This window comes from Deltaproteobacteria bacterium (genome assembly GCA_022340465.1).
Lineage (GTDB): Bacteria > Desulfobacterota > Desulfobacteria > Desulfobacterales > B30-G6 > JAJDNW01.
On record JAJDNW010000011.1, the window covers coordinates 28,585 to 49,401 of the forward strand.

Here is a 20,817-nt window from a genome sequence, read left to right on the forward strand (position 1 = left end):
CCCAAAACGTTCTGACCCAAGTTCAACTCAGGTCTGAGTTACATGCCCAGGAATATCTCCTTGAGGTGTTCGTTGTTCAGAGCCTCGTCCTTGTCGCCCTCGAAAGAAATCCGCCCCTCCTCCATGACATAGATACGATCGGCCAACTCGGTGATCTGCGGTATGTTCTGCTCCACCAGCAGAACGGTTTTCCCCTCTGCGCTGATTTGCTTGATGATGGCGAATATCTCATGTCGCAGGCTGGGCTGGAGTCCCAGTGACGGCTCGTCGATGCACAGGAAATCGGCGTTGGACATCAGTCCCCGGGCAACGGCCAGCATACGCGCTTCTCCACCGCTCAAGGTGGAGGCCGGCTGCTTACGGCGTTCCACCAGGCGTGGAAAAAGATCGAACACCCATTCCAGGTTCTTTTTTTCGTGAGGCCGGGCGTTTTTTGAATAAGCTCCCATCTTGAGGTTTTCAATGACAGCCATATGGGGAAAGAGCTCCCGGCTTTCGGCAATGTAGATCAACCCGAGATTGACGATCTTCTCGGTAGCCATGCCGACGATGGGGGTGTCCTTGTAAACGATCCTGCCGGTGACATTTTTCACCAGCCCGCAGATGGATTTCAACAGGGTGCTTTTGCCGTGGCCGTTGGGCCCCAGCATGACCACGACTTCCCCTTTGCCGACGAATAAGGCGATGTCGTGCAGAACATGGGATTCGCCGTAGAATACGTTCAGATTTCCCACCTTAAGCATTTTCTTCCCCCAGGTAACAGGTGATCACCTCCTCATTGCAGACGACCTCCGTGGGATTTCCCTGACAAATCATTCGCCCCGACTCGATAATCAACAGATTTTCGGTGAGCTCGGTGAGCACTTTCATGAAGTGTTCGATGATGATGATGGTGATGCCCAGATCGCCGTTGATCCTCGAAATCAGTTTCATGAGTTCCCTGATCTCATTGGCGTTGCACCCGGCCATGGGTTCGTCCAGCATGAGGATCTTGGGTTTGGTGGCCAGCGAGGCGCCGATCATCAGCTTTTTTTTCCCAAGAAGGTTCAGGAGACCGGTTTTCTTGAAACGTTCCTTTTCCAACCCGACAAATCGTATGACCTCGTCCACGTGGTTCGAATCGAGCCCTCCCGGAGCGCCGAAGCGGCTGCCCACGGAAATGCTTTTCTGCACGCTCAGGCTGGGAAAGGTCTGCGGGATCTGGAAGGTGCGGGCGATGCCGGCTTTGGCAATGCGATACGGCGGGAGGCCGCTGATGTCGCGGCCGTCGAATTCAATCTTGCCCTCGAAGCTGTAAAATCCGGTGATCAGGTTGTAGAGGGTGGATTTGCCTGCACCGTTGGGCCCGGCGATGCCGAAGATCTGTCCCTTATTTACATTGAAACTCAAGTCGTCAACCGCTTTCAGTTCGCCGAATCGCTTTGTAACGTTGCAGGCCTTGAGCATCCTCACCTCTTTGGGGTTTCATCTCACGCCATATTGACTTTGTGATGGATGATGAATCTACAATCAGAACGTATGGTGTGTCAAGAGCGGTGCCCAGAAAAAAAATTACCCCAAGGTTGCAGTCTTGAGGGCTACAATCCGTGACGCATGACCGGCAAAGCCTTGAAGCCTGATTGAATTGCCAGACCCCGCGCCGTTACGGAAACAGACGTATAATAGATTGACTCCACAGCCGGACCATCGTTATAGTCTTGGCGGTAACCCCAGTGGAATTTAAGGGCTGCCTTTTCGAATATATTCAGATGATATACAACCCGGAGAAAAAAACATGACAGCCGAAATGATCGTCCCATCCCTCTATTTCGATGATTTCCGACCCGGCCAGACATTCATTACCAGAGCCCGCACCGTCACGGAAGCGGACGTCGCCGGTTTTGCCGGCCTTTCATGGGATCACAATCAGCTGCACACCGACAAGGAATATGCCGCCTCGACACGCTTTGGACGGCGAATCGCACACGGCCTTTTAGGCGTCATCATGCACGCCGGATTGTCGTACCAGCTTACGGAAGACAGCATTCTTGCACTGCTGGAACTCTCCTGGAAGTTCAAGGCGCCTATCTTCGTCGGCGATACCATTCACGTGGAGCAGACAGTCGAAGATCTCCGTGAAAGTTCGCAGGGCGGCAGCGGCATTCTCACCTTTGACAAAAAAATAGTCAATCAGAAGGGCGAGGTGGTGCAAACAGGCAAAACGACCGTATTGCTTGCCAAAAGAACCCCGGATTCAATGCTTGATTAAAATGCCTTGGCCGGCATCTCCAAGACTTCCCGGCCCTCTCGCAGGCAGGTGAGGATGGTCGCACGAGTGTGCGGAAGTGTTGTCCCGGCAAAAAAGGTCGCCTGCAGAACTTTGCCCCTGTGAAAGTCGTACCTTGCCCCCTTTTTCTGCGCAGGCTCGAAAGCGATACGCGCAAGATCCAAAAGCCGCCAGGCCATGATGACTTCACCGAAAGCCATAAGGGCGGGAAAGGTGTAAGACGCCCACTGGAGGGGATCGCTGCTCATGCGGTCGCCCATGCTGCGGGACATGTCGAAGAGCGCCGCCACCGTTTGCCGGAGTTCCTTCACACTGCAGCCCAATCCGGGATGCTCCTCGTTGGCGCTGCAAAAGGCGCCGATTTCCTCCTGAAACGCACTGAGGCACGCGCCGTCGCGGATACGCAGCTTGCGGCCCATCAGGTCCATGGACTGGATGCCATTGGTCCCCTCGTAAAGCGACATGATCTTGGCGTCCCGCAGATACTGCTCCAGCGGGTAGTCCTTACAGAATCCGTATCCTCCCAGGCACTGGATGGCGGTCTCACACACACGGAATCCCATGTCCGAGCAGTAGGCCTTGATGATGGGCGTCATGAAGTCGACCAGGTCCCGGTAGTGATCCCTTGCAGTCCCCTGCGGAAGTTCCATTGAATAATCCTGCCAGAGTGCCCCCGTGTAGATCATGGAGCGCATACCGTCCACCGCAGCCTTCATCCAGAGCAGCATCCGGCGCACATCCGGGTGGTCGATGATGGCGACATCCCCCTGTTTGCGGCGGGCGACATCGCGACCCTGTTTGCGTTCCTTTACATAGGCCAGCGCGTTCTGGTAAGCCGTGCTGCCCAGGGTCATGCCGCTGACGCCGGTGTTGATGCGGGCCGCGTTCATCATCTGGAACATATGCGCCAGTCCCTGGTTGGCCTGGCCGCACAGGTAACCGATGCAACCGTCCTTTGCACCGAATGACAGGGCGCAGGTGGGCGAAGCATGCAGTCCCAGTTTGTCCTCGACCGCGGTGCAGACCACATCGTTGGCCTGCCCCGGTGTTCCGTCGGCGGCGACACGCACCTTGGGGACGATGAAGAGGGATATGCCCTTGACACCGGGGGGGGCGCCTTCGATCCTGGCCAGCAGAAGGTGAATGATGTTCTCGGTCAGATCCTGATCCCCCCACGAAATGAATATCTTGGATCCCTTAATGCGGTAGTGATCGCCTTCCGGGTACGCCGTGGTCTGAAGGGCCGCCAGATTCGAGCCGGCATCCGGTTCGGTCAGGCACATGGTTCCGGCCCATGTCCCCGCATACATCTTGGGTACGTATGTTTTCTTGAGGGAATCGGTGGCAAAACTCTCGATCAAATGGGCGGCGCCGTGGGTGAGGCTGGGCGCCATGTTGAATGCCTGGCAGGCGCCGTACATGAGGTCATTGACCACGATGCGCATCATATGCGGGAATCCCTGGCCGCCGTAGGTCAAGTTTCTGGCAGCGGCAATCCAGCCGTCCCGCCCGTACTGTCGGAATGCCTCGCGAAATTCAGGCGGGCAAACCACCTTGCCGTTTTCCAGCCTGGCCCCCCATGCCTCCCCGATCTCTTGCAGCGGGTCCAACACCCCTTTTGCAAAATTGACCGCTTCCGAAACCAGCATGTCCAGGGTCTTTTCGTTCAACGACCGGTAGCGCTCCAGACGGCACAGGTTTCCGTACGCCAGCTGTTCCTTCAGTATGAATAGAATGTCTTTTTGATTGATTTTGAAGTGTCCCACGTGTGGCTCTCCTGTTTTTTGGTCAAATACTCTTCCCCCGCAAAGATCGAATGCCCGCCCCGTGATGCCCCGGGCATCTTCGGAAGCCAGGTAAAACGCCACAGCCGCTACCGCCTGCGTCGACAGCACCTTTTTCTGCAGATTCCGTCCGGCAATGCGTTTTTCGATTTGATCTAAACCGTTAACGGGTATGCGTTTCTCCGATCAGAACTATCAACGTGTCAGTGCCTGGATTTACGCATTCTAGCCTGCGCTAGAACCGTAGACAAGGAACCAAATTCTGTCAATAATATTTTCTACTGTTTAATAGTAACGATTGAATTTAGCTTAAAAATACAGTGTCTCACTATGATTTATCGCTTGACAATAGAGAATATATATTATTATTGTGGAAATATTCACAGCTTAAACATTCAATTTGTGGATAAGGCCTAAATCATGCCTCACCAGCCCGATCTGTCAAAAACAAACACAAAATTGCTCAAAAACCCACGCAAGGGTGCCAGGATATTAAAGGCCGCAGAGAGCATTTTTGCCGAAAAAGGCTTCCAGTCCGCAACCATCTCTGATATTGCCAAAATAGCCAAAGTCTCTGAAGCGACGATCTATGAATATTTTTCCTCCAAAGAGGAACTGCTTTTTGCAATACCAGCAGAGACGATTAAAGAATACCACGAAAAAAACAGTGAAATCCTCCCTTACATCCAGGGCGCGGCCAGTAAACTGAGCTTTCTGATCAAACGCCACCTTGGGCTTTATATGGACAACCCGGATTACGCCAACGTCGTTATGTTGAACCTGAAGGTCAACCGCAATTTTTTACAAACCGAAGCGTATCGAATCGTTCAGTCTTCGGCTAGAAATTATATTCGTGTGATTGAGGAAGGGATTCATAACGGAGAGTTCAGGTCTGAAATCAATCCCTATCTCGTCCGTTCCATGATTTGGGGCACCATCGAGCATTCAGTTACCAGGCGGAGCATGATCGGTGAGCCGCATGACCTGATGGCGCTTGCCGATGATATTTGCGATACCATCTTTGCCGGTATCCGCAACCTGAACCATGAACCGAATATCACTGTCAATGTAATGCTCAAAAAAACTGAATAAAATCGTGTCCCACGATTGTACGCTGCCGTTCCCCGGCGTATGGCTGTTGAGAGATCGCCGCGTCTTGGTCGACAGGGCCGTGCAAGCTTCAGGTAACAGCGCACGCACGCCGCCATCGGGATCACGGAGAATCCTATGAATCTGGCACAATACCTGGAAACCTCGGCAAAAAAATTTCCTGATAAGGCCGCCGTGCGTCATGAGGGTGAAATTATCACTTACGAAGAACTGAACGTTTCATTTTACCAGGGTCTGACAGTCGAGCTTCTCACCCAGTTCGATCCAAAAAGGGTTGTCGAAATTATAGAAAATGAAGAGCAGACCATTCTGTTCGCCGTTCCCACCATGGTCAATCGCTTGATACAGGCAACCGAAGATGCGCCACCGAAACGTTCGTCACTGAAATTCTGTGTTTCCGGCGGCGCATCCCTTCCGGTTGAATTCATACGCCGTTTTGAAACACGCTTCGACACCAGGATTTACGAGGGGTATGGGTTGACCGAAGCACCGGTCTGTGTGGAAAACCCTTATGGCGGCTTGGCCAAACCCGGCAGCATCGGCCTGCCTATTCCCGAATTCGAAGCCAAGATTGTTACGCCGAAAGGGTCTGCGGTTGAACCGGGCGCCCCCGGAGAACTGCTCATCAAGGGGCCCGGTGTCATGAAGGGCTACCTCAACCGGCCTGCGGAAACCGGAAAGGCCCTCGAGGATGGCTGGCTTCACACCGGTGATATCGCCCGCATGGATGAGGACGGCTACATTTACATTGTCGACCGCAAAAAAGATCTCATTATCCGCGGGGGCTACAATGTCTACCCCCGGGAAATAGAGGAAGTCATCTATCAGATTCCGGAAGTTCTGGAAACGGCCGTCATCGGGTTGCCCCATGCCGATCTCGGGGAGGAAGTCATGGGCATCGTGGTACTGAACGACGGCGCGGAAATCAGCGAAACCGAGATCCGGGATTATGTGAAACAGCGTGTAGCTCCCTATAAATACCCCCGCGTCATTCAAATTCGCCGAGAGCCGCTGCCCAAAAGCGGCACCGGAAAAATTCTGAAAAAGGAAATCAGAAACAACATCGATTGAGGAGTTGGAATTATGACCATTCATAAAATCTTCGTGGCCGGCGCCGGCCTCATGGGCGGCGGCATCTCTCAGATCAGTGCTCAGGCTGGCTACCAGGTTGTCATGCAGGACCTCACGGACGACATTTTGACAAAACGGTTGGACGCCATTCGATGGTCGGTGGGCAAACTCGTGGACAAGGGACGCGTCCAGGGCACCGTGGAAGAAATCATGGGCCGCATCGAAACCGCCACCGACCTGGAAGCGGCGGACAGCGCGGATTTCGTTTTCGAGGCGGTTGTGGAAAACCTGGATGTCAAACGCGAGCTTTTTGCCAGGCTGGACAAGATATGCCCGCGACACACCATTCTGGGAACCAATACATCCGCGATTCCGGTAACCGAAATCGCCGTGGCCACCCAACGGATCGACCGGGTTGTCGGGACCCATTTTTTCAGTCCGGTGCCCATGATGCGGGCCGTTGAGATTGTCAAGGGCCTGGGCTCCTCCGATCAAAGTGTGGATGTTGCCGAAAATCTGTGCCGGACCTTGGGCAAGGAAACCATCCGGGTCAACCGGGACGTGGCCGGTATCGTACTGAACCGGCTGAATTTTCCGGCCACCATCGAAGCCATCAAACTGGTTGAGAGCGGTGTCGCCACTGTCGATGACATTGACAAGGGCATGCGCCTCGGATTCGGAAGACCCATGGGACCCTTTGAAACCGCCGACATGGCGGGCCTGGACGTGGGCTACAACGCCATGCGCGCCGTTTACGAGGAAACCCGGGACCCGAAATTCTATCCGCCGATGCTACTCCAGCGCAAAGTCAAACTGGGGCATTTAGGCCGCAAGACGGGCATCGGCTGGTACAAATATGACGCGGACGGCAAGAAAGTCGGCATGGCTGAATAAATATCATCAACCGCTTGACAGCTACCCGCTTCCTGGCAGGAGATCGTCTATCGACGATGACCGCCAAAGCGCCAGGGTGGCGTCAAATCACACCTAATTTGTTTGCAACGCAACTTAGGCAACAGAAAGGAGGACATCATATGAGCACGAAAGGACTATCGAGATTGGGTTTGTTTGTTGCGCTTGCCTTGTGTTTCCTTGTTGTGACGATGACCGGAGCACCTGCACAGGCGGCGGAAAAAGTCATCAAGTGGCGCGTGCAGTCGCACTGGCCCGCTTCGAGTAGTTCCTACAAGGCCAGCCTCGAGGTGTTGGCGGAGCGCATAAAAGAGAGGACCGACGGCCGGCTGATCCTGGAACCCTACCCGTCCGGCTCCCTGGTGCCTGCCAAGGAAATATTCAACGCGGTTAAAAGGGGCATGATCCAGATGGGCACCATCTCGCCCGCCTATATCCGGGATCAGGTCGAGGTGGCCGGCATTGCGGCGGGACTGCCCTTTGCATTTAAAAATGTATGGGAGTGCGCCTATTTCCACAAATGGCTCGGATTTGAAAAAATGATCCGGGAGGGTGCCGCCAAACACGGTGTCTTCTATTCCACGGACAAGGTTTACCCCACGGAGCTCGTGCTGAAAAAACCGGTTAGAAGTCTTGACGACTTCAAGGGCCTCAAACTGCGCTCATCCGGTGTACTCCAGGTTTTCCTAACCTCCCTCGGCGCTGCCGCCTCCTATCTCCCCGGCGGCGAGGTGTATCCCTCCCTGGCATCCGGTGTGATCGACGGCGCCCACTGGGGTGCGGCCCAGGGAGCCTACAGCATGAAGCTGTATGATGTCTGTAAATACCATCTCCTCCCGGGTCTCAACATAGCAGGGACCGATGCGTTCGTGGTCAACCAGAAAGCCATCGACAAGCTGCCCGAAGACATTCAGGAAATTCTGTATTGGTCGCTGGAAGAAGAGTTCTGGAAAAGAACCAACCAGTACATCTACCTGGAGGCCATTGTTCTGGCCAAGGCGGTCAGGGAAAAAGGCGTGACCGTTCTCAACCTCCCGCCCGAAGAGCAGAAAAAAATCACCGAGATCGCCATGGACATGTGGGAGAAGGAAGGAGAAAAAGGTCCTGAGGCCGCCAAAGCGCTGCAGATGCTGAAAGACTACCTCACGTCGCTCGGCCATCTCTAATGCGGCAGTCGGAAGACAGAGGTCGGTTGCCGGTGGGTGAAGCCCTGGGCGCCATCGCCAAGGGCAGATCGCATTGTAGTGCGGGGATTTATCTCTGCGACAACTGAATGCTTGCGGCAGCCGGTCTCCGACCTCCGCTCTCGGACCTCTGGAATTAACGGTCTTTACATTGCGGAGCAGATCTTGTGCCCGCCGGATTGGTGATGAAAGAAGGCAGATTCTTAATAAAATCAGATCGTGGAAACATCATCAATCCGGCTGGGCACACCGCTAGCCCTGCAGAATCTTAATGATATGGCGCTTTGAAACTATAGACCCTTGGCCTCCCCGACCGAGGTTGAAACGGAACAGCCTTATGACAATTGCTATAAACCTGGGTAAAGCTGAAACTTAGAGGAGCTTGGATTCAATGCTCGAACGTATCCTCAAGACGATCGATGCCATCAACAACGGCATCGGCCACATCCTTTCCTACTTTTTGTTTCTGTTCTTCGGACTGCTGTTGATGGAAGTCTTCTTGCGCTACTTCTTCAACTCCCCGACCGTCTGGGCCAACGAGCTGTCACAGATGCTGTTCGGCGCCTACGCCGTTCTGGGCGGGGGCTACATTCTGCTCACCGGCGGGCATGTCAACGTGGATATCGTCTATTCGCGGCTCGACAAAAAGCACAAAGCCCTGTTGGACATTGTCTCCTCGTTCCTGTTTTTCCTTTTCTGCGGCATGCTGCTGGTCTACGGCGGGTCACTGGCCTGGGATTCGCTCTCCAGATTCGAACATTCCCAGTCGGCCTGGAATCCTCCGCTTTATCCGGCCAAGCTGACCATACCGTTAGCGGCCATTCTGCTCATCCTGCAGGGCATCGCCAAACTGATCAGGGATGTTCTCATCCTGCTGGGCAAGGACACGCCGGCAACACCGGAACAGCAGAAAGGAGAAACCCTATGAGCATTGAACTCCTGACCCTGTTGTTCTTCGGGGCTCTGGTCTTTTTCCTGCTGTCCGGTCTTCCGCTCTCGTTTGTATTGGGCGGCGTCTCCATGATTTTTCTTTACTTCACCTGGGGACCTGAATCCTTCTACATGGTAGCCGCCCAGACCTGGGGCGCCATGAATAAATTTTCCTTGGTGGCGGTCCCCCTCTTTATTTTCATGGCCATGATCCTGGAGCGATCCGGCGTGGCCAGAGATCTCTACACCATGATGTACCTCTGGTTCGGCCCGGTCGGTGGCGGACTCGCCATCGGTACCGTGGTCATTTGCGCCATCTTTTCGGCCATGTGCGGCATCAGCGGCGCGGCCGTGGTCAGCATGGGAACCATTGCCCTGCCTTCCATGCTCGAACGCAATTACGACAAGGAACTGGCCCTGGGATGCATCAACTCGGGAGGCGGCTGGGGCATTCTCATACCGCCCAGCGTCATCATGATTCTTTACGCCCTCATATCGGGCGAATCCATCGGGCGGCTCTTTGCGGGGGGCGTCTTTCCCGGACTGCTGCTGCTGGTGCTGGTTTCCATCTACATAGCGGTTCGATGCTACTATCAACCGCACTTGGGACCGGCCATTCCCAAAGATCAGCGCGGAAACTGGAAAGAAAAATTTATCGCTCTCAAGGCGGTCATTCTGCCCGTGGGCATCGTGGTCATGGTCTTGGGGTCGATCATCGGCGGCATTACGACCCCCACGGAAGCGGCTGCCATGGGGGTGCTGGGAGCTATTATCTCCTCCCTGATCTACCGCCAGTTTTCATGGCCGTTGTTTAAGGAAGCCGCCCTGAGAACCCTCAGGCTCACCGGCATGATCATGTGGATCCTCTTCGGCGCCTACTGTTTCAGTGCAGCCTACCACGGCATGGGGGCCCATCAGTTTATCGAGAACATCATGGCCTACATTCCCGGCGGCCCCTGGGGCACCATCGTCTTTATCCAGTTGGTTATCTTTCTGCTGGCCATGATTCTGGACCCGGCCGGCATCATGATGATCACAGTCCCGGTATTTTTGCCGATCATCAAGGCGCACGGTTTCGACCCCCTGTGGTTTGGGATCCTTTTTGTCATCAACATGGAAATCGGGTACATGACGCCGCCCTTTGGTTTCAATCTTTTCTATCTCAAGGGCATCGTGCCCAAGGGCATCACCATGGGCGACATCTACCGCTCGGTCGTCCCTTACACACTCGTGGAACTGACCGGCCTGGTGATTATTATGATCTTTCCCCAGATTGCCCTGTGGCTGCCGAACCTTTTGTTGTAATGAAACAGGCCGGGCGACAATTTCGGGTTGAGGAACGAAGGCGTGGATGTTAATGATCATTTATTGACCTACCTGTTTGCCTGCTATTCTCTTTATTTGACTCAAACTGGGCTGAAATGATGGGAACCGGCACCAAGCAAAAAATGCTCGACATCGCCAGAAAACTTTTCTGGAAAAAAGGCTACAATGCCGCAAGCCTGAGGGATATCGCCGACGCCTATGGATGCAAGCCTGCCAATATTTACAACTTCTTCAAAAAAAAGGAAGACATCCTCTACGAAGTGCTGCTTGAAGAGATGGAACAGATCATAGCGCCCATCGCATGCCTTGAAGAGGATGACATCGGCGATCCAGAGGTTCAGCTTCGGCTGTTCATTGAGAGCCACCTGGAAACAACCCTCAGTTTCAGGCGTTCTGCAAAGCTGCTTTTCGATGTCGGCCTGGACCAGCTGCCTCCTCGGAGACGTAAGGCCATCATCGCCATGCGCGACAGGTATGACCGCATTATCCGCCGGATCATCCGCAAGGGTGTCGAGCGGAATGTGTTCGCACCGGTGAATGAAAAGCTAGCCGGGTTCATGATTGCCAGCATGATCACGCGCAGCAGGCTCTGGTATCACCCCGGCAAAGGGGTATCCGTACCGGAGCTGGTCAGGTTCATAAATGATTTTTCGCTAAACGGCCTGAAAAAGGTCGCATCGAGGCAATCTTAGCAAATACGTGAACTGTACCGGATATTGCGTTCCATGGCCGTGGGGAGGCGACCCTCCCTCCTTAAAACGTTATTTCAAGCCGTGCGCTTGTGAAATGCTAATACCAACAACCATCAAGGTAAGGAAAGGAGGAAACATGAAACCGATCAAACCCATCACGATTCTGGTAATGGCCTGTGTGGCCGTGTTCTTCCTGATCGGCCCGGCCTGGGGCGCCAAGACCATTAAGATCGGCGTCATCGGTCCCATGCAGTTCGTGCAGGGCAAGGGGCACTGGAACGGCGCCACGATGGCGGCCGAAGAGATCAATGCCAAAGGCGGGGTCAAGGTCGGCGGCAAGATGATGAAAATCGAACTGGTCAAGGCCGACTCCAACGAATTCCTGAACGTCACCGACGCCACCAATGCCATGGAACTCCTGGTGACCCGCGACAAGGTGGATTTCATCGTGGGCGGATTCCGCAGCGAGGCGGTGCTGGCCATGCAGGACATCGCCATGGACTACAAGACCATCTTCATCGGCTGCGGCGCCGCTCACCCCGAGCTTTGTGAACGGGTGGCCAAAGATTACGACACCTACAAGTATTTTTTCCGGGGAACACCCTTCAACTCACGATTTTTGGTCAGGACCTGCTTCATCCAGATGGCAACCGTGGGCGCCATCCTTAAACAAACCCTGGGTCTAGAAAAAGTGAAAGTTGCCATCGCAGCTGAAAAAGCCATGTGGGTGGATCCCATGATCAAGGCCGCCGAAGGGTTCATTCCCAAAATGGGCATGGAGGTTGTGGGAATCTGGCGACCCTCGCCCGTGGCCACGGATGTGACCGCCGAACTCTCAGCCATCCAGCGGTCGGAAGCGCATCTGATTTTCACCATCTTCTCGTCTTCCGTGGGTATTCCTTTTGCACGCCAGGCCGGCGAGCTCAAAATCCCGGCCGCCCAGGTGGGCATCAATGTGGAAGCCCAAAAAGAAGGTTTCTGGAATGCCACCCAGGGCATGGGCAACTATGTGATGACTCTCAACACGTACTGCCCGGGCGTCGAAATGAATGAGCTCACCAAGCCCTTCATGGACACCTACACGAAAAAATATGGTGAAGCACCGACCTATACGGCCGACACCTATTCCGCCATCGTATACGCCATCGTCCCGGCTGTTGAAAAGGTCGGCTCGCTGGATGCGGACAAGCTGGTGGCCTTCATGGAAAACGACGTGCACCTGGTCCCGTCCGGGAAAGTGGCCTACATCAAGGACGATGAGGGCCGGCCGCTGCACGACCTGCGCTGGGGCCCCGGTTATCTCACCAGCCTCGGGGTCCAGTGGCAGGACGGCACGATGGTAGGTGTCTGGCCCAACAAGTGGAAGGCGGCCGAGGGCGCGCCTGAAATCACCTACAAAGGGATTCAGCCCTATAAAATCGCGCCCTGGATCATCGAGGCCTATAAAAAATAAGTTTTCATCCGCTCTCGAACACCTAGATCCTGACATGGGGCTCGAGGGTGTTCGAGAGCATCATTGTTTATCAACCATCACTGAAAATTTATTTTGTGAGGCCCTATGCTACTGGACATTCTGATTACGACCATCATCAACGGCAGTACCTACGCGCTTTTGGCCATCGGGTTCTCCCTGGTTTTCGGGGTGGCCCGCATCGTCAACATCGCCCACACCGCGTTTTACATGGTGGCGGCCTACTGTATTTACTTTGCTTCCCACAGGCTGGGGCTGCCTCTCTTCGCGGGCATGCTGGCCGGCATCGTGATCGCACCCGTCTTGGGGTTGATTGTTTACAAGATCTTTATCGACCCCATCCGCGAGCATGAAGCCGCCGTCCTGATCGGTACGATCGCTCTGGCCATCGCCCTGCAGGAGGTGATGCTGATCATTTTTTCGGGCGACTACCTCAGTGTCCCGCCCATCGTGGCCGGCTATTTTATTTTTTTCGGCGTAAAGATTTTCTACCAGCACCTGATCACTTTCGTGGCGGTGTTGGTTGTGTTGGGCGCCCTGCGGTTTCTGTTGATGAACACCCGACTGGGGGTGGCCATCCGGGCCACGGCCCAGGACCGGGAAGTGGCCAACCTCATGGGCATGAACGAAAGCCGGGTGGCGCTGATCACCGTGGGCATTTCCATAACCCTGGCGGCCCTGACAGGCGCTGTCGTCGCCCCCCTGACCATCGTGGATCCTTTGATGTGGAAGCACCCCCTGATCATGATGATGGCCGTGGTGGTGTTGGGGGGGCTGGGAAGCATCAAAGGCAGCTTCATTGCCGCCTACATTCTGGGGTTGGCTGAATCGCTGGTGGTTTTTCTGATTCCCATGGGGGCGTTCCTCAAAGGGTCGGTTGCGCTTTCCATCATGATTCTGGTGCTGTTGCTCAGGCCGGAAGGTCTTTTCGGAGTTGTTTTCGAGGAAGAGAGATAGGCATGGATCTGATACGCTATTACATCGGCAAATTCTTCAAACTTATCAAAAGCGAAATTTTCGTCCTGCCCAGCCGGATCATCGTGGCCCTGTTCATCTTGCTGCTGCTGGTTCTGCCGCTTTTTACCAGCAACCTCTATCTGCTGCGCATCATCATCCTGGCCAGTATTTTTGCCATATTCGCCGCCAGCTGGGATTTGCTGTCAGGGTTCACGGGCCAGATGAACTTCGGGCACGCCCTGTTCTTCGGGGTGGGGGCCTACGGGGCCGCCATGCTCAACCACAAGCTGGGGCTGCCGCCCATTGCCAGCATCCCCTTGGGAGCGCTGGCCGCCGTACTGGTGGGCCTGATCATCGGCATCCCCTGCCTCAGGCTGCGGGGAACCTATCTGGCCCTCACCACCCTGGCGTTCCCGATCATCCTCATGGGACTGGTCTTCGCGTTTCCAGATCTCACCGGCGGCGAACTCGGCATTTCCGGGCTGAAACGGTTGGCCCGCTCCAGGGTGACCAATTACTACATCATCGTCCCTGTCACGCTGGTGCTGGTCTTTGCCATGTGGAAGATAACCGATTCCAACACCGGCATCATTTTCCATGCCATCCGTGAAGATGAAGTGGCTGTGCGGGCAGCGGGCATCAACACCACCCGCTACAAGCTGCTGGCCTTCTGCCTGGCCGGCTTTTTCGCCGGGGTCGCCGGCGGTCTGTATGCCCACTTCATGCGCATCGCCGGGCCGTCTACCCTCGAGGTCGACATGTCCTTTCAGGTGGTGATCTGGTCGGTCTTTGGCGGGGTCGTGACCATCTGGGGACCGGTGGGCGCCGTCTTCATCCTGTTTCCCCTGCTGGAGTTTTTCCGCTTGTGGCCGGAACTGCGCATGCTGATGTTCGCCTTTGTCATATTGTTGATCCTGCTGTTCATGCCCCAGGGTCTGCTGCCCTGGCTGCGGGACAAAATCGAAAACGAATGCCCGCGCTGCAAAGTCCGCAACATCGCGACCCGCAAAAACTGCCGTGTGTGCAACGCGGAAATACACTGACCCGCCCCATGGCGGAACACGGGTTGTCGCCAGAAATGATCGAATAATGGTGAAATACCCAGGACAAGGAGGAGAAAGCGTCTCTATGGATCCCAAAGAAGCCTATATGCGTAAACCCTGGCTGCAGTACTACCCCGAAGGGGTGCCCCACAGCGTCGAAATCCCGGAAAAGACGGTCCACGAGCTGTTTGACGACATGGCCGACACCTACGCCAAAAAAACCGCCCTGGTCTTTTACGGCAAGAAGATTTCCTATAAAGAACTGAAAGAGTCGACCAACCGTTTTGCCGCTGCCTTGACCGCTATGGGCGTTAAAAAAGGCGACACCGTTTCGCTCTATCTGCTCAACTGCCCCCAGTACGTGATCGCCTATTTCGGCGCCCTGAAAACCGGAGCCAAAGTGACCCCTATCAGCCCGGTATACACGAGCCAGGAGGTGCGGCATCAGTTAACCGACAGCCAGGCCAGGACCATTGTCTGCGAAGACATGCTCTATGAAAATGTGGAGCGCTCAGGCGTGGCCTTGGACAACGTGATTTTGTCGAACATCGGGGATTATCTGCCCAAACTGAAAAAGCTGTTCGGCAAGGCGGCGTTGAGCAAGGCCTACCAGGGGCGCAGCGCTCCCACTCCGGACCGGATCAAGCAGGCCGGCCTGCACACCTTCAAGGACCTTTTGAGACAATATCCGCCCGATCTGCCGGATGTGGCCCTGAACCCCCGAGAGGATTTGGCAGCCCTGCCCTACACCGGCGGGACCACCGGTCTTCCCAAAGCAGCCATGCTGACGCACTACAATATGGTTGCCCTGCAGGAACAGGTTCGGTCCTTCTGGCCTTTTATGGAGGAAGGCAATGAAACCATCATCGCCTTTCTGCCCTTTTTTCACATATACGGTCAGGTGGTGCTCATGCTGGGCGGCCTCACCCAGGGAAACACGATTGTCCTGTTCACGACGCCCGACCTGGACGAAATTCTCGAATCCATCGAGCGCTACCGGGCCTCGGCATTTTACGGTGTGCCCACCTTGTACGAATACCTCAAGGAGCATGAAAAAGCCGACAGGGTCAACTGGAAACGGCTCAAAATCGTTGTCTGCGGCGCAGACACCCTGCATGACTCCACGGCTCAGGGGTGGGAGCGCCGTACAGGCACTCGGATACTGGAAGGCTACGGTATGACCGAAACCACGGCCGTGAGTCACACCACCCCCCCGGATCGTCCTAAAAAGGGCTCGTTCGGCGTCCCCATTCCCAACATGCGTGCAGCCATCATCGACATCGACGGCACGGCATTCAAGCCCGTTGGTGAGGAGGGTGAACTCATTCTGAACGGCCCTAACATCATGCAGGGCTACTGGCAGCGCCCGGACAGCATCACCGAGGATTTCGTGGAAATCGACGGCGAAATGTGGCTGCGGACCGGTGACCTGGTGCGCATGGACGAGGAGGGTTATTTTTATTTCTTCGACCGCAAGCGCGACCTCATCAAGCACAAGGGGTTCTCGGTTTTCGCCCGCCACGTGGAGGAGACCCTTTACGGTCACCCGCAGGTCAAAGCCGCCGGTGTGGTCGGTGTTCCGGACCCGAAGGTCGGCAATATCATCAAAGCCTATGTGGTGCTGCAGAGCGAAGCCAGGGGCAAGATATCCGAAGAGGAAATCATCCAGTACTGCAAGGACAACATGGCCCACTACAAGGTTCCCGGTATCGTCGAATTCAGAGGAGAGCTTCCCAAAACAGACGTGGGCAAAGTGTCGCGGCGGGAACTGAGAGAAGAAGCGGAGGAAAGTTGATATGGCTGTGCCTTTTCTGGAAGTCAACGGCGTTACGAAAAGCTTCGGTGGGTTGAAGGCCGTCAGCGACGTCACCTTCAATATGAACAGAGACGAGATCATCGGCCTCATCGGGCCCAACGGCGCCGGCAAGACGACCCTGCTGAGGCTGATCACCGGCTTTTTGAAACCGGACAGCGGTTCCATCCTTTTCAAAGGCAAATCCATCACCCGTATGAAAACATGGGATATCGTCAACCTGGGTGTTGCCGGCACCTTCCAGAACATGCGACCTTTCAGGCGGCTGCCGATCATCGCCAATGTCATGGTTTCCTGTTTGTGCCCGCGGGCCATGAAGCGCGGCGAATGGGTCAAGCGCATCGAGGCCAAAGCCATGGATGCCCTGGAGTTTGCCGGCATTTCGGACATGGCCCTTGAAAAAGCGTCGACCCTTTCCCAGGGGGACCTCAAAAGGCTGGAGGTGGCCAGGGCCATTGCCACGGAACCGGAACTGCTGCTCCTGGATGAGCCCTTCGGCGGCCTGAGCCCGGCGGAAACCGATCTAATGGCCAAATCGATCCACAGGCTGCACAAGGGCGGTCGCTTCGGCCGATTGCACAGCGAAGGTCCGGCCATGATCATCATCGAACACAAACTGCAGCAGCTCATGAAAATCGTGGACCGGGTGATCGTGCTCAATTTCGGCACCATGGTGGCGGACGGACAGCCTGAAGTGGTCTGTGCAGACAAGCAAGTCATCGAATGTTATCTTGGGGAAGGAGGCATATAGCCGTGCTGTTGAACGTATCCAATCTGACCGTCTGCTATGACAAGGCCATGATTATCAACGACATCGGACTGCATGTGGACAAGGGCGAACTGGTCAGCCTCGTGGGGCCCAATGGGGCCGGAAAATCGACCCTGCTGCGGGCCATCACCGGCCTTGTCATCTGGGAAAAGGGTATCCACAGGGGAACCGCCGAAGGAGATATCACGCTGCAAGGCGAGGTGGTGTTCGACAACGAGCATCTCGAGAAGGTCCCTGCCCATGAAATCGCCCAAAGGGGGTTGATCCACTGTCCCGAACGGCGCAGGCCCTTTCGCGAGATGACCGTCCGGGAAAACCTGATTGCCGGTGCCTATTTGATCAAAAACCGGCAGGAGCAGCAGGACAGCCTGCAAAATGTTTACAACCTGTTCCCCCGCTTGCAAGAACGCTCGAAGCAGATTTCAGGAACGCTGTCGGGAGGCGAACAGCAGATGCTGGCCATCGGTCGGGCGCTCATGTCCAACCCCAAACTGTTGTGCATCGATGAACCCTCCACCGGCCTGGCTCCTATCATGAAAGAGGAGGTGTTCAAAAAAATCGCCGACATACGCGACATGGGCATCACCGTGCTGCTCGTGGAGCAGGAAGTCAATGCCGTCTTCAAGATGGCCGACCGCAACTATGTGCTGTCATCCGGCAAAATCATCGCCGAGGGTACCGGCGACGAACTGCTCCAGGATGAAGTCCTGCGTAAGACCTATCTGGGACTTTAACAGGCCGCCGTTAATTTCCGAAAAGCACGCGCCGGCCACCCATATTTTTGGAAACCTCGATCACCGTCAAGCCGGCATTCTCGCCGGCTTCCACGGTTTCCGCAAACATGCTTTTGTTGACATGAAACCTTGGTTCCACCACCAGCATCCGGCCGCCCGCCTTGAGCATGTCGGCAACCTCTTTAAAAAAGAGCGAGGGGCTCGGGGTTTCGTGGACCATGTAATAGGCTAAAACAAAGTCCGCCCTGAGGGTCAACCCGATGCGGTGCGCTTCGCATTGGTGAAAATCCATGCGATCCATCAACCCGTACCTGGCCGCCTTTCGTTTCACATGGGCAATCATCTTTTCCTGCAAATCTACGGCCACAACCCGGCCGCTTTTGCCCACCCGCCTTGCCATTTCAATGGAAAAAAATCCAGGTCCGCAGCCGACGTCGACGACCGTGTCCCCCGGCTCGATATAGGGGCCGACAATACGTTTCGGGTTCTGGACGATTTTTCTGAACCAGTTGTCCAAAAAAAAAGAAATGGTGTGCGGACACACATGCGGAGATAGGTTTTCTTTTTCTGTCTGTTCCAACATGCCCTCCTCCTTTCATAGTGCTTAATTTGCTGAAATCAAATTATTTTTACACAGAATTTTTCTCCGTATTCTCCCGCATGGATATTCGATATTGGAATTTCCGGTTTTATCCGGGTTGGTTTTTCAGTCAGAAAGTCGCAAAGAACGGCGGAATTCCTTTCTGAAAACCATGGTGTATAGCAGATATACACTTTAGTCAATTTTTTTTACTGCATGGCCCGTTTGATAAAATCTTCCACCTTGTCGATGAAGTCAAATAGAAAGTCGATCTTCTCCGCATCCAGATCCGTGAAATAGGCCTTGAAACCCCCATCCATGTTCTCGTGCCAGTATCGGTGGGCATAATAGGCCGTTTTCCCCTTGGACGTCAGCCTGACAATCGAGCGCGAGCTGTTCTGCGGATCGGAATTTTTTAGCGTAAACCCCTTTTTTTCCATCCTTTTCAAATTCTGGGATACGGCCCCCTTGGTGATGCCCAGCAATCCGCTCAGATCGGTGACGCTGAGCGCTTCATTGTGGTCGCCGATGATTTCGATGAGATGGATTTCCCGGCTCTTAAGGGCCTCCCCCGTGCCGAAACGGCGCGGCATCTTTTCGAGCTTGCCCGCCAGGTCGACGATCCTCATGAAGCGTTCGTGGAGAAGATGTATTTTCGATTCCATCATGACATTAGCGTATAGCACATATACACTAATGTCAATAAAAAGATGAAACTCTGATTCAAAATTCGTCATTTTATAGAATTCCTAGTTCGTGTTTCAGCAGGCTGCCCAATAACCCCGATATCGCAGCGACGAAACTGAAAGCTCAGGGCTAACGCTTTGAACTACATGTGAATAATAGCATTAAATTTCAAATTGCTAGTGTAATACTTCCATAGTTCCGAAAATATGTAGCGGGGATTTATTCCTGCTGAAGCGATTTGCGGGACATGCCGTTAAGCCATCGGATACTGACCACCGACTGCAGATTACCGGCCACAATCCTCGTCCATGGTAGCTATACCGCTCATCAGCTGGGTTTTTGATTTGGCCTGTGCCAGCTGGTCCTTTACCACGAGCTGGGATAGAATGGCGGGAATCGCCGGGTCGAAAAAGGCCGTGCAGATGGAAAGGGTCACCTGGGCCGACAACAGCAGCGTGAAAGACAGCTGGTCGGCAACCTAGAGCAATGCCATGCCATGAGAATCAGCCCACGGGCGGCATCATCGGCACCGACGATGATCCTCTTGCGGCTGTAGCGGTCGATAACCGCCCCGGCCACGATGCCCAGGACCATCCCGGGCCAGGACCATCCCGGGAAAGATCGAGCAGAAGAGCACCTGGCCCATTCTGGCCGGTGGCCCGGTTGTTTTCATCACCATGAAGGCCACGGCCAGCATGTGAAACCGGCCCCCCGCCTGGGAGACCAGCTGTCTTCCGAGCAACAGGTAGAGATTGTGGTTCATCGATTTATTTGCCCATTTTTTTGTTCGGCTTAAGGCTAAGGAAGGTGCATGCCGAAACAGCGGCGCAGCCGCGTTCCGTAAAGGCATGGGTCGTGATCGCTTGGCGATCACGACCCATGCCTTTACTTGTACTGCTGAATGAGCTCGTCCACCGATTGCCCGTTGGGCGCCATGGCAACCGGATTGATTTCCAGCAGCCCTTCCCAGGCAGCGATAGCGCCCGCTTTGTCCTTCAGGTCGTGCAAAAGCACGACCCCCTTGTTGAAGCGGGCGTTCTGCTCTTGCGGGTCGATGGCGATCACCCTGTCGAACAGTTCCACGGCCTTTCTGGGATTGCCGCTGCGGCGGTACATGATGCCCAGATCGGTGAGGACATTGGTATTGTCCGGGGCCAGCTCCAGAGATTTCTCATAGGCGAATATCGCCTTTTTATACTCATCACGGTCGAAATAGAGATGTCCCAGTTGGACCCAGGCGTCGGCATTTTGCGGATTGCGTTTGACTTCCTTTTCCAGGGCCGCCAGCATACCATCCCTGTCACCGGGCTTGTTCTGCTGGCTATGCTGACGGGAGAAAGACGTTTCTGCATCCAGTTTGTAAATGGTAAGCGCAATGCCGCCGACAAAGCCCACCGCCAGTGCCAGGATTACCAGAATCACGACGGTCTGGCTTTTCACGTAGCCTTCGATTTTCGTGTTTTTTGCTTCCATTACCCAACTATAGGC

General features: G+C 54.8%; 21 protein-coding genes. 14 read left to right on the forward strand and 7 right to left on the reverse strand.

The genetic code is table 11. The features are described 5' to 3' along the window. Positions 1-38: 38 nt before the first annotated feature. Both LJE94_01885 and LJE94_01890 read right to left on the reverse strand, forming a co-directional pair. Positions 39-743 (reverse strand): ABC transporter ATP-binding protein, encoded by a 705-nt coding sequence (locus LJE94_01885; GenBank protein MCG6908855.1) that lies wholly within the window; start codon positions 741-743, stop codon positions 39-41. Beyond that, the gene (locus tag LJE94_01890) at positions 736-1,446 is read right to left on the reverse strand and encodes an ATP-binding cassette domain-containing protein (GenBank protein ID MCG6908856.1); all 711 of its coding nucleotides are present in this window, start codon (positions 1,444-1,446) and stop codon (positions 736-738) included. The genes LJE94_01885 and LJE94_01890 overlap by 8 nt, the downstream gene beginning before the upstream one ends. Before the next feature lie 328 nt (positions 1,447-1,774). On the opposite strand from LJE94_01890, the gene LJE94_01895 reads away from it, so the two are divergent. Beyond that, the gene (locus tag LJE94_01895) at positions 1,775-2,248 is read left to right on the forward strand and encodes a MaoC family dehydratase N-terminal domain-containing protein (GenBank protein ID MCG6908857.1); all 474 of its coding nucleotides are present in this window, start codon (positions 1,775-1,777) and stop codon (positions 2,246-2,248) included. Here the strand turns inward: LJE94_01895 and LJE94_01900 are convergent. Then, entirely contained in the window at positions 2,245-4,161 is a 1,917-nt protein-coding gene (locus LJE94_01900; protein ID MCG6908858.1) for an acyl-CoA dehydrogenase C-terminal domain-containing protein, read from the reverse strand. The two genes, LJE94_01895 and LJE94_01900, sit on opposite strands and share 4 nt — an antisense overlap. 309 nt (positions 4,162-4,470) lie before the next feature. On the opposite strand from LJE94_01900, the gene LJE94_01905 reads away from it, so the two are divergent. From LJE94_01905 to LJE94_01965, 13 genes are all read left to right on the forward strand, one after another. Beyond that, positions 4,471-5,142 (forward strand): TetR/AcrR family transcriptional regulator, encoded by a 672-nt coding sequence (locus tag LJE94_01905; GenBank protein MCG6908859.1) that lies wholly within the window; start codon positions 4,471-4,473, stop codon positions 5,140-5,142. 135 nt (positions 5,143-5,277) lie between these two features. Further along, positions 5,278-6,231 carry an AMP-binding protein gene (locus LJE94_01910; GenBank protein ID MCG6908860.1) on the forward strand — a complete coding sequence of 318 codons (954 nt, stop codon included), beginning with the start codon at positions 5,278-5,280 and terminating at the stop codon, positions 6,229-6,231. A 12-nt stretch (positions 6,232-6,243) separates the two neighbouring features. Next, a complete protein-coding gene (locus LJE94_01915; GenBank protein MCG6908861.1) occupies positions 6,244-7,125 on the forward strand; it encodes a 3-hydroxyacyl-CoA dehydrogenase family protein in 882 nt (293 codons plus the stop codon). A gap of 140 nt (positions 7,126-7,265) precedes the next feature. Then, the gene (dctP, locus tag LJE94_01920) at positions 7,266-8,309 is read left to right on the forward strand and encodes a TRAP transporter substrate-binding protein DctP (protein ID MCG6908862.1); all 1,044 of its coding nucleotides are present in this window, start codon (positions 7,266-7,268) and stop codon (positions 8,307-8,309) included. 409 nt (positions 8,310-8,718) lie between these two features. Beyond that, positions 8,719-9,255, forward strand: coding sequence for a TRAP transporter small permease subunit (locus tag LJE94_01925; protein MCG6908863.1), 537 nt, complete (start codon positions 8,719-8,721; stop codon positions 9,253-9,255). Continuing rightward, positions 9,252-10,562 (forward strand): TRAP transporter large permease subunit, encoded by a 1,311-nt coding sequence (locus LJE94_01930; GenBank protein ID MCG6908864.1) that lies wholly within the window; start codon positions 9,252-9,254, stop codon positions 10,560-10,562. Before LJE94_01925 ends, LJE94_01930 begins: the two co-directional genes overlap by 4 nt. Before the next feature lie 116 nt (positions 10,563-10,678). Next, positions 10,679-11,275 (forward strand): TetR/AcrR family transcriptional regulator, encoded by a 597-nt coding sequence (locus LJE94_01935; protein ID MCG6908865.1) that lies wholly within the window; start codon positions 10,679-10,681, stop codon positions 11,273-11,275. Positions 11,276-11,411: 136 nt separating this feature from the next. Continuing rightward, positions 11,412-12,728 carry an ABC transporter substrate-binding protein gene (locus tag LJE94_01940; GenBank protein ID MCG6908866.1) on the forward strand — a complete coding sequence of 439 codons (1,317 nt, stop codon included), beginning with the start codon at positions 11,412-11,414 and terminating at the stop codon, positions 12,726-12,728. 105 nt (positions 12,729-12,833) lie between these two features. Next, positions 12,834-13,703, forward strand: a complete 870-nt coding sequence (locus LJE94_01945) for a branched-chain amino acid ABC transporter permease (GenBank protein MCG6908867.1) — start codon at positions 12,834-12,836, stop codon at positions 13,701-13,703. Positions 13,704-13,705: 2 nt separating this feature from the next. Next, the gene (locus LJE94_01950) at positions 13,706-14,746 is read left to right on the forward strand and encodes a branched-chain amino acid ABC transporter permease (GenBank protein MCG6908868.1); all 1,041 of its coding nucleotides are present in this window, start codon (positions 13,706-13,708) and stop codon (positions 14,744-14,746) included. Positions 14,747-14,831: 85 nt separating this feature from the next. Continuing rightward, positions 14,832-16,541, forward strand: a complete 1,710-nt coding sequence (locus LJE94_01955) for an AMP-binding protein (protein ID MCG6908869.1) — start codon at positions 14,832-14,834, stop codon at positions 16,539-16,541. Between the two features lies 1 nt (position 16,542). Continuing rightward, a complete protein-coding gene (locus LJE94_01960; protein MCG6908870.1) occupies positions 16,543-17,310 on the forward strand; it encodes an ABC transporter ATP-binding protein in 768 nt (255 codons plus the stop codon). A gap of 5 nt (positions 17,311-17,315) precedes the next feature. Next, positions 17,316-18,062, forward strand: a complete 747-nt coding sequence (locus LJE94_01965) for an ABC transporter ATP-binding protein (protein ID MCG6908871.1) — start codon at positions 17,316-17,318, stop codon at positions 18,060-18,062. Positions 18,063-18,072: 10 nt separating this feature from the next. Here the strand turns inward: LJE94_01965 and LJE94_01970 are convergent, their stop codons facing one another. The 4 genes from LJE94_01970 to LJE94_01985 form a co-directional block, all read right to left on the reverse strand. Then, on the reverse strand, positions 18,073-18,645 hold the full coding sequence (locus tag LJE94_01970) for a class I SAM-dependent methyltransferase (GenBank protein ID MCG6908872.1): 573 nt from the start codon (positions 18,643-18,645) through the stop codon (positions 18,073-18,075). Between the two features lie 206 nt (positions 18,646-18,851). Further along, positions 18,852-19,310 carry a MarR family winged helix-turn-helix transcriptional regulator gene (locus tag LJE94_01975; GenBank protein ID MCG6908873.1) on the reverse strand — a complete coding sequence of 153 codons (459 nt, stop codon included), beginning with the start codon at positions 19,308-19,310 and terminating at the stop codon, positions 18,852-18,854. A gap of 539 nt (positions 19,311-19,849) precedes the next feature. Continuing rightward, positions 19,850-20,092: a hypothetical protein gene (locus LJE94_01980; protein MCG6908874.1), complete on the reverse strand. Its 243-nt coding sequence runs from the start codon at positions 20,090-20,092 to the stop codon at positions 19,850-19,852. 122 nt (positions 20,093-20,214) lie between these two features. Next, a complete protein-coding gene (locus tag LJE94_01985; protein ID MCG6908875.1) occupies positions 20,215-20,802 on the reverse strand; it encodes a tetratricopeptide repeat protein in 588 nt (195 codons plus the stop codon). Positions 20,803-20,817 lie beyond the last annotated feature (15 nt).